This is a genomic window from Streptomyces lushanensis, assembly GCF_001700515.1.
In the GTDB taxonomy this organism is placed as follows: domain Bacteria; phylum Actinomycetota; class Actinomycetes; order Streptomycetales; family Streptomycetaceae; genus Streptomyces; species Streptomyces lushanensis.
Genome location: NZ_MAUD01000382.1, coordinates 1 through 8,576, shown reverse-complemented (window position 1 = coordinate 8,576; position 8,576 = coordinate 1). Strand labels below are relative to the sequence as shown.

Below are 8,576 nucleotides of genomic sequence, written 5' to 3'. Positions count from 1 at the left end.
GGAGCCGGGGCGGGCGTCGCGCCGCCCACCGCGACGCCCGCCCCGGCTCCCGTACGGCTCACCAAGGTGACACTGACCAAGGAGGCCCCGACCGTCTCGCTCGCCAAGCAGGGCGGCAGCTCCGGCGCGATGCGGGTGAACCTCAACTGGCAGGTGCGCAAACAGTTCAAGGGCTGGGGCGCCAAACTCGGCCGGGCCGTCGCCATGCACGGTGATCTCGATCTCGATCTGTGCGCACTCTATGAACTCACCGACGGCCGCAAAGGCGTCGTCCAGGCACTCGGCAATGCCTTCGGCGCGCTCAACCAGCCGCCGTACATCCATCTCGACGGCGACGACCGCACGGGCGGGAGTGCCAGTGGTGAGAACCTCACCATCAACCTCGATCACAAGGACCGACTGCGCAGGATCGTCATCTTCGTGACGATCTACGAAGGCGCCCGCAGTTTCGCGGATCTTGACGCGACGGTCACTCTCCAGCCGCAGCACGGTGCCGCGATCGACTTCTCACTCGGTGAATGCACCGTGCCGTCCACGGTCTGCTCACTGGCGCTGATCACCAATACGGGCTCGGACCTCGTGGTCCAGCGGGAAGCGCGCTTTCTGGTACCGGAACGCGGTGTCAGTCCGCAGCGGACCATCGATTACGCCTATGGCTGGGGCATGAACTGGACGCCCGGCAGGAAGTGACGCACGCGGGCCGCTCCGGGGCTCCGGGCCTTCGGGGCGGTCGTGACGGACCGCGTCGTCGGTGCCGTCACCGCCGCAGGCCCCGCGGGCTCCGTCGATGAGCACGGGCCTCAGCGGTCCGGGGTCTCCGGGGCGGCCCGCGGTCGCGCGTACGTACGGCCCTTCCAGGCCGCGCCACGGCCCCGGTGGTGCTGTACGGCGGAGTCGACCGTCATCAGCAGGTACAGCGACGCCGTGAGCGGCAGGAGCGGGGCCAGCCAGAGCGACTGCCGGTAGTAGCGCAGCATCGGGATGTACGTGTACGTCATCACCGCCCACGCGGCGAATCCCAGCCACCCCGCCGCCGTGTCGCCGCCCAGCACACCCGTGCCCAGCGCCACCGGCGGTACCAGATAGATCAGCGCGAGACCCGCCACCGTCCCGAGGAGCACCAGCGGATTGTGCCTGAGCTGTGCGTAGGCGCTGCGCGAGATCATTCGCCAGAGGTCGGCCAGCCGTGGATAAGGACGGACGCTGTCGACCCGTTCCGCGAGACCGAGCCAGATCCGGCCTCCACCGCGCTGTACGGCCCGCGCCAGTGACACATCGTCGATCACGGCCTGATGGATCGACTCGGGCACTTGTGCGCGCACGGCGGCCTCCGTACGGAGGAGGACACAACCGCCCGCCGCCGCCGCGGTACGGCGGCCGGGACGGTTGACCCAGCGGAACGGGTAGAGCTGCGCGAAGAAGTACACGAACGCCGGTACGACGAGCTTCTCCCACACGCTCGCCACCCGGAGCCGCGCCATCTGTGAGACCAGATCGAGCTCACGCGCCCGCGCGGCGGCGACCAGCTCCCGCAGACTGTCCGGCTCATGGGCGATGTCGGCGTCCGTCAGCAGCAGGTACTCGGGGTCGTGGGCGCGCGCCAGCGCGATGCCGTGCCGCAGCGCCCACAGCTTTCCGGTCCAGCCGGGCTCCGGTTCGCCGGGCGAGGCCACCGTCAGCGGCAGCCCGCCGAGCCGCGCGGACAGCTCGCGGGCGAGCCGGCCCGTACCGTCCTGGCTGCCGTCGTCGATCAGGAAGATCTCGGCCTCGCCGGGATACGTCTGGGCGAGCAGGGACGGCAGGCTCTCGGGAAGCACGGCCGCCTCGTCCCTGGCGGGTACGACGACGGCGACGGACGGCCAGCCAGTACGGGCCCCGGCCCCGGCCATGCCCTCTTCCGTGTGGTAGGGCTCGTGCTCGGGGAGCCGCTGGTCCGTACGCCAGAAGAACCCCCGACCCAGCAACAGCCAGCCCCACAGGGCCAGCGAACCCATGGCGATCCAGGCAACGGCGCTCATCGCCGCAGTCTGCCCCACATCAACAGGACCGCACACGCGGTCGACTATGGTGACCGGGTGAAGATCGCGCTCATGGACTCAGGCATCGGTCTGCTCGCGGCTGCCGGCGCGGTACGCAGGCTCTGCCCCGAGGCCGATCTCGTCCTCTCGTCCGACCCCGACGGAATGCCCTGGGGCCCGCGTACCCCGCCGGACGTCACCGAGCGCGCGCTGATCGTGGCGCGCGCCGCGGCGGAGCACCGTCCCGACGCGCTGATCGTGGCCTGCAACACCGCCTCCGTGCACGCCCTGCCGACGCTCCGCGCGGAACTGGAGCCGGGACTGCCGGTGATCGGTACGGTCCCGGCGATCAAGCCGGCCGCGGCGGGCGGCGGACCGCTCGCGATCTGGGCCACTCCCGCCACCACCGGCAGCCCGTACCAGCACGGACTCATCCGTGACTTCGCGCCGTCCGTCGGTGTCACCGAGGTGCCCTGTCCGGGACTCGCGGACGCCGTGGACGCCGCCGACGAGGACTGGATCGACCGCGCGGTGGCCGCCGCGGCGGCGCTCACACCGCGCGACGCACGGGCCGTCGTCCTGGGCTGCACCCATTACGAACTGGTCGCGGAACGTATCCGTACGGCCCTCCGGCGACCCGGTCTGCCGGACGTCGTGCTGTACGGCTCGGCCGACGCCGTCGCCGCGCAGGCGCTCCGCAGGATCGGCGCGGGCGGCGGCGCCGGGTCCGGGAACGGCTACGGCGCCGGCCGGGTCCCGGTGACATCGGTCACGCCCACGGGACTCCCGGGCGGCGCGCCGGGCGGCCCCTCGGACCCTCCCCCGGGCCGTCCTTCGGGCGCGCGGCTCACGGTGCTGCTCAGCGGCCGGGAGTCCGTGCTCCCGGAGCCCGCGCTCGCCTACGCGGAGGGCCGGCTGCTCGCCGCCCTCGACCAGGTGCGCTGAACCCGGGCACTGCCGCGCCGGCTCGCGCCTACCCGAACGGAGCATGCTCCGGGAAGCATCCGGAGTACGTCCGGAGCGCCTGCTGGACGCCTGCGGGAGGCGTACCGCGCGAGCGCCGGCCGTGCGCGGGCCTCGTACGAAGCGCGTACGGGGTAACGCCGCATCAGGTCGCGGAGGGACTACCGGTGCGTCGGAACCTGGGTACTCTGCAAGACATGAGGGAGCACCCCCGGCATGAGGGCCACCCCGATGAGCCCGTGCCCGACACCTGGACAGGCCGCGCCACCAATCGCGCGCAGTGGCTGCTCGCCGCCGCCGGCGCCGCGTGTATCGCGCTCGGGATCGTGCTGGCCGTGGAGTCCTCCTGGTCCACCGGATTCGCGGCCCTGCTGATGTCCGTCGTCGGCTGTGTGGCGGCGGGACTGCTGATCCTCTTCGGCACCCTCGCGTTCGTGCATGTCGCGGTCCGGGTGGAGGGCGACTGTCTGGAGGTGCGCTGCGGTCACATGGGTCTGCCGCGCCGCCGAATCCTGCTCGCGCACGTCGTGGACGCCGACTTCGCGCCGAGGGTCACCCCGCGCCAGTGGGGCGGCTGGGGTTATCGCTGGCGGCCCGAGATGGGCACGGCCGTGGTGGTACGCCGCGGTGAGGCCCTGGTGCTCAAGCTGGGCGACGGCAGGGTCTTCACCGTGACGGTGGACGACGCCGAGTCCGCGGTGCGCTTCATCCGCAGCCGGCTGCAGCTCGCGCCCGAGTCCAACGCGGCGGGCATCTGAGTCCGGCCTCAGGGGCCTCCGAACGCGTCAACGCGTCCTACGCCGGTGACCCGTCCGGTCCGTCCTCGCGGACCCGGGACCCCGTGGCGGCATCAGCCGTTGCCGTGCGCCGATGTGATGGACGACACAGGGACGACGTCGGCCTCCGGTCTCGCCGTGGCGAGGCCCGCGAGCAGACCCGCGCCCGCCGTCACCGGGGTGAAGCTCAGCGCGTTGCCCACGCTCGCCACGGCGGCGAGTGCCGTCAGCGCGGCGCCGGCCGTGAGGGCCACCGGGGTGGAGCACGCCGAGCGCGCCAGCCCGTACAGCAGCCAGCCGAACACGGCGCCCAGCAACAGGAGCCCCACCACCCCCTGTTCCGCGGCCTGCTGGAGCGCCGCCGAGTGCGGTGTGCTGTCGCTGTCCAGCGACTGCGTCACGGTCGGACTGAGGTCGCCGAAGCGGTCGGGTCCCGAGCCCAGCAGCGGATGCTCCTTCGCCAGTGCGGCCGCGTCCTGCCACAGCGCCACGCGGTGCTGTGTGAGCTGGCCCTCCAGCGAGACCGAGAGCCCCTCGGGCAGCACCTGCTCCGCCACCGCCCACGACGCGCCCACCACCAGCGTCGTGACCAGGGCGAACCCGGCGAGCCCGGCCGCCCGCCGCCGCGTCCTGGCCGCCGCCAGCGAACACAGCAGCACGCCGAGCACCGCGACGAACCCGGCGACCGAACCGAACAGCAGCGCGGCACCCGCGATCGTCACCGCCAGCAGCGTCATGGCCGCCCGAACGGGTGACGGGCCGGCCTCCGTCGCCGCGCAGCAGGCCGCTCCCGCCGCGAGCACCAGCAGCCCGGCCACCGCGCCGGTGTCGCCCGGCGGAGTGCCCACGGTCACCGCCGTGCCGAATCCTTCCTGGCCTGATGCGATCGCCGCCGCGAGCCAGGCGACCGCCATCACCGAGGCCGTGGCGAGTGGCGCCAGGGAGCCGCTGATCCGGCCGCTGGCGTACCCCGCCGTGACGGCGAGCACCGCGAGCAGAACGCCCTCGGGCCTGCCGTCGGTCCCTGCCGCGCTGATCAGCGCCCACACGGCGGAGGCGCCGAGGACCACGGCGCCGACGGCATCGGGCGCGCCGGAGCGTTCCGGTACGACTGATCGTTCCACCGGTGGTTCCGCTGGTGCGGCCATCCCGTCGCCCCCCGACCCTCTGACGGCCCCGCCCACAACCGCCGGATCCGGCCATGCGACAAGGACTGGCGCACACGGTAACGGCAGTGGCGGCGATGTGTGGAGGGATTGCGAAGGTAGGCCGCCCCGCATCCCGGCCGTACGCGGTGACGCGCCCTCGGCGCGCTGTCCGTGCGCCGTCCCGCGCCGTTCCCGTACGGCTTCAGAGGCGCGCCCGAGCGGTTTCCGTACCGCTGCCGGACGCGTCCCGAGCCCCGTTGACGAGCGCGTCCCGAGCCGCTCCCGAGATCGTTTTGAGCCACTTCCGGTACGTCCTCGGGCGCGGTCGGCGGCCCGTACTCCCGGCCCGTGCTCCTCCGCGCGCGGCGCCCCACCGTAGACTCCGCCAGGTGAGCGCCACCATCACCACCGTCGAGCCCACTCCGTCCGTCCCGGCCTCCGGCGGTCGCGGTCTGCTGCGACGGTTCACCCGGCCGGGCGCGGCGGCGCTGTCCGGCGTCATGCTGTACGCGAGCTTTCCGCCCCGCACGGTGTGGTGGCTGGCTCTGCCCGGCTTCGCCCTGCTCGCCTGGAGTCTGCACGGCCGTCGCCCACGCGCGGCACTCGGCCTCGGCTACCTCGCGGGACTGGGCTTTCTGCTGCCGCTCCTCGTGTGGACGGGCGCCGAGGTCGGACCGGGACCGTGGCTCGCGCTGGTCGCGATCGAGGCGCTCTTCATCGCGTTCACCGGTATGGGGATCGCGGCCGTGTCGCGGCTGCCCGTCTGGCCGGTCTGGGCGGCGGCGGTCTGGATCCTCGGCGAGGCCGTCCGCGCGCGGGTGCCGTTCGGCGGATTTCCCTGGGGCAAGATCGCCTTCGGCCAGGCCGACAGCGTCTTCCTGCCGCTCGCCGCGGTCGGCGGCACGCCCGTACTCGGCTTCGCCGTCGTCCTGTGCGGCTTCGGGCTGTACGAAGCGGTACGCCAGGTCCTCGCGTACCGGAGGACCGGTGCGGTCCCGCGCCGCGCCGGCGCCATCGCCGCGCTCACCGTCCTCGTTCCCGTCGTGGCGGCGCTCGCCGCTCTGCCGCTGGTGGACGACTCGGCCGAGGACGGTACCGCGACCGTCGCCGCGATCCAGGGCAACGTGCCCAGGGCGGGCCTCGAATTCAACGCCCAGCGCCGCGCGGTCCTCGACAACCATGTCCGCCGGACGCTTCAGCTCGCCGACGAGGTGAAGGCCGGCAAGGAGCCTCAGCCCGACTTCGTCCTGTGGCCGGAGAACTCCTCCGACATCGACCCGTACCGCAACCCCGACGCGCGGGATGTGATCGACCAGGCCGCCAGGGCGATCGGTGTACCGATCTCCGTCGGCGCCGTCGTCACTCCGGACACCGGACCGCTGCGCAACACCCAGATCCTGTGGGACCCGGAGCGTGGTCCGACGGCCACGTACGACAAGCGGCAGATCCAACCTTTCGGCGAGTATCTGCCACTGCGTTCCCTCGTACGGACGATCAGCCCCGGCTACGCGGACATGGTGCGCCGTGACTTCGGCCGGGGCACCGAGCCGGGCGTCTTCGATCTCGCGGGCACCGAGGTGGGGCTCGCCACCTGCTACGAGGCGGCGTTCGACTGGGCCGTGCGGGACACCGTCACCCATGGCGCCCAGCTCATCTCCGTACCCAGCAACAACGCCACCTTCGACCGCAGCGAGATGACCTATCAGCAGCTCGCGATGTCGCGGGTGCGGGCCGTGGAGCACAGCAGGACGGTCGTCGTGCCGGTGACCAGCGGTGTCAGCGCGATCATCCAGCCGGACGGCAGGGTCACCCAGAAGACCGGGATGTTCACACCGGGCGCGCTCGTCGCCGAGGTCCCGCTCCGCTCGTCCCTGACCCCGGCCACGCGCCTCGGCACGCTGCCCGAGGGCCTGTTGGCGGCGGTCGCGGTGGGCGGTCTCGGCTGGGCGGCGGCCCGCTCCGTTCGCCACAGGAGGAACGCGGCGGCCTAAGACCTCCCGGCGTCGGAGCCTCCGGGTCCCGACGCGTCCTTGCGGTCCCCGAGGGTCTCCGGTCACGGCTGGACGCGACCACTGAGCGCGGCCGGCAGGCGGTTAGGGTCGGCGGTATGGGAACCCCTGACTTCATCCGGAAGATCCGCGCCACCGCGGGCCACCAGCTCCTTCTGCTGCCCGGCGTCAACGCGATCGTCTTCGACGACGACGGACGCGTACTGCTGGGCCGCCGCGTCGACACCGGGCGGTGGTCGGTCATCGGCGGCATCCCCGAGCCGGGGGAGCAGCCCGCGGTCGCGGCGGTCCGCGAGGTGTACGAGGAGACCGCCGTACGGTGTGTGGCGGAGCGGGTCGTGGTCGTCCAGACGCTTGAGCCGGTCGTCTATCCCAACGGTGACGAGTGCCAGTACATGGACATCACGTTCCGCTGCCGTGCGATCGGCGGTGAGGCACGGGTCAACGACGACGAGTCCCTGGATGTGGCGTGGTTCCCGGTGGACGGACTGCCGGAGCTGGAGGAGTACGCGCTTCTGCGGATCAAGCAGGCGCTCACCGATGCACCCACATGGTTCGAACCCATGCCTCAGCGGTGAAGTGTGGGCGCTGACCACATCGGTCGGGACCTGGGCGCTGCTTAGGGTGCGGAACATGACCGCGCCCACCACACCAGGTCCTGCTGCCTCCGCCGCCTTCGCGTCCGACTCCGAGGCCGCTTCCGCCCTTGACGGTGCTCCCGCTCCGGACAGCGCTCCCGCCGTGACCCCGTCCGCTCCCGTCGCGCTCGACCTCGGCGGCCGTGTGGCACTGGTCACCGGGGCCGCGAGCGGTATCGGCCGCGCGTGCGCGCTGCGGCTCGCGGCGGCCGGGGCCCTGGTCAGAGCCGTGGACCGGGACGGCGAAGGACTCGAAGGTCTGGCCGAGGAGGCCAAGGGACTGCTGGGCGCCGTCGAATCACGGGTCCTCGACCTGACCGATCTCGACGCGGCCGAGCGGGCCGCTGCGGGCACGGACGTCCTGGTCAACAACGCCGGACTCCAACTGGTGCGCCCCATCGAGGACTTCCCGCCCGATGTCTTCCACACCGTTCTCACGGTCATGCTGGAGGCACCCTTCCGGCTGATCAGAGGCGCGCTGCCGCACATGTACGGCCAGGGATGGGGCCGGATCATCAATGTGTCCTCCGTCCATGGGCTGCGCGCCTCGGCTTTCAAATCGGCTTATGTGGCCGCCAAACACGGTCTGGAAGGTCTCTCCAAGACCGCCGCGCTGGAAGGCGCCTCGCACGGAGTGACCTCCAACTGCGTCAATCCCGCATATGTGCGTACACCACTGGTCGAGAAGCAGATCGCCGACCAGGCGGAGACCCACCACATTCCCGAGGAGCGCGTTCTCACCGATGTCCTGCTCCAGGACTCCGCGCTGAAGCGCCTTCTCGAACCGGACGAGGTGGCCGAGGCGGTCGCCTACCTCTGCACTCCGCAGGCGTCCTTCATCACCGGTGTCTCGCTCACCCTCGACGGCGGCTGGACCGCGCACTGACTCTTCCGAGCGGCCGGGTTGTCCACATCGCTTGCGTTGTCCACAGGGCTGGCGCGACCGGCCGTACGACGGGTAATCCTGTGTCCATGTCCCACGATCAGGCGTCCTACCTGGAACTCCTCGCCCGCGGCGCCGCGG

General features: G+C 72.1%; 8 protein-coding genes. 6 read left to right on the top strand and 2 right to left on the bottom strand.

The window, feature by feature from the left end; translation table 11 throughout:
- The coding region (locus BFF77_RS26865; protein ID WP_425424434.1) for a TerD family protein at positions 1-690 on the top strand (690 nt) is incomplete at its 5' end.
- 110 nt (positions 691-800) lie between these two features.
- Here the strand turns inward: BFF77_RS26865 and BFF77_RS26860 are convergent.
- Entirely contained in the window at positions 801-2,018 is a 1,218-nt protein-coding gene (locus BFF77_RS26860) for a glycosyltransferase (RefSeq protein WP_211280321.1), read from the bottom strand.
- Positions 2,019-2,075: 57 nt separating this feature from the next.
- Here BFF77_RS26860 and BFF77_RS26855 point away from each other — a divergent pair, with 57 nt between their 5' ends.
- Positions 2,076-2,963: a glutamate racemase gene (locus BFF77_RS26855; protein WP_066954624.1), complete on the top strand. Its 888-nt coding sequence runs from the start codon at positions 2,076-2,078 to the stop codon at positions 2,961-2,963.
- Between the two features lie 215 nt (positions 2,964-3,178).
- On the top strand, positions 3,179-3,739 hold the full coding sequence (locus BFF77_RS26850) for a hypothetical protein (protein ID WP_066954621.1): 561 nt from the start codon (positions 3,179-3,181) through the stop codon (positions 3,737-3,739).
- A 92-nt stretch (positions 3,740-3,831) separates the two neighbouring features.
- On the opposite strand, the gene BFF77_RS26845 is transcribed toward BFF77_RS26850, so the two are convergent.
- Positions 3,832-4,905, bottom strand: a complete 1,074-nt coding sequence (locus BFF77_RS26845; protein ID WP_079125527.1) for an O-antigen ligase family protein — start codon at positions 4,903-4,905, stop codon at positions 3,832-3,834.
- Positions 4,906-5,294: 389 nt separating this feature from the next.
- Between BFF77_RS26845 and lnt the strand changes: the two genes are divergently transcribed.
- From lnt to BFF77_RS26830, 3 genes are all read left to right on the top strand, one after another.
- Positions 5,295-6,896, top strand: coding sequence for an apolipoprotein N-acyltransferase (gene lnt, locus BFF77_RS26840; RefSeq protein WP_066954618.1), 1,602 nt, complete (start codon positions 5,295-5,297; stop codon positions 6,894-6,896).
- 116 nt (positions 6,897-7,012) lie between these two features.
- Positions 7,013-7,492: an NUDIX hydrolase gene (locus tag BFF77_RS26835; protein WP_066954615.1), complete on the top strand. Its 480-nt coding sequence runs from the start codon at positions 7,013-7,015 to the stop codon at positions 7,490-7,492.
- Between the two features lie 55 nt (positions 7,493-7,547).
- Positions 7,548-8,438 carry a 3-hydroxybutyrate dehydrogenase gene (locus BFF77_RS26830; protein WP_079125526.1) on the top strand — a complete coding sequence of 297 codons (891 nt, stop codon included), beginning with the start codon at positions 7,548-7,550 and terminating at the stop codon, positions 8,436-8,438.
- Positions 8,439-8,576: the final 138 nt, after the last annotated feature.

What these genes read in the sequence shown, in the direction of transcription:
- BFF77_RS26860 (WP_211280321.1), bottom strand. Translation starts at nt 2,018, where the DNA reads ATGAGCGCCGTTGCCTGGATCGCCATGGGTTCGCTGGCCCTGTGGGGC.
- BFF77_RS26850 (WP_066954621.1), top strand. Translation starts at nt 3,179, where the DNA reads ATGAGGGAGCACCCCCGGCATGAGGGCCACCCCGATGAGCCCGTGCCC.
- BFF77_RS26845 (WP_079125527.1), bottom strand. Translation starts at nt 4,905, where the DNA reads ATGGCCGCACCAGCGGAACCACCGGTGGAACGATCAGTCGTACCGGAA.
- BFF77_RS26835 (WP_066954615.1), top strand. Translation starts at nt 7,013, where the DNA reads ATGGGAACCCCTGACTTCATCCGGAAGATCCGCGCCACCGCGGGCCAC.
- BFF77_RS26830 (WP_079125526.1), top strand. Translation starts at nt 7,548, where the DNA reads ATGACCGCGCCCACCACACCAGGTCCTGCTGCCTCCGCCGCCTTCGCG.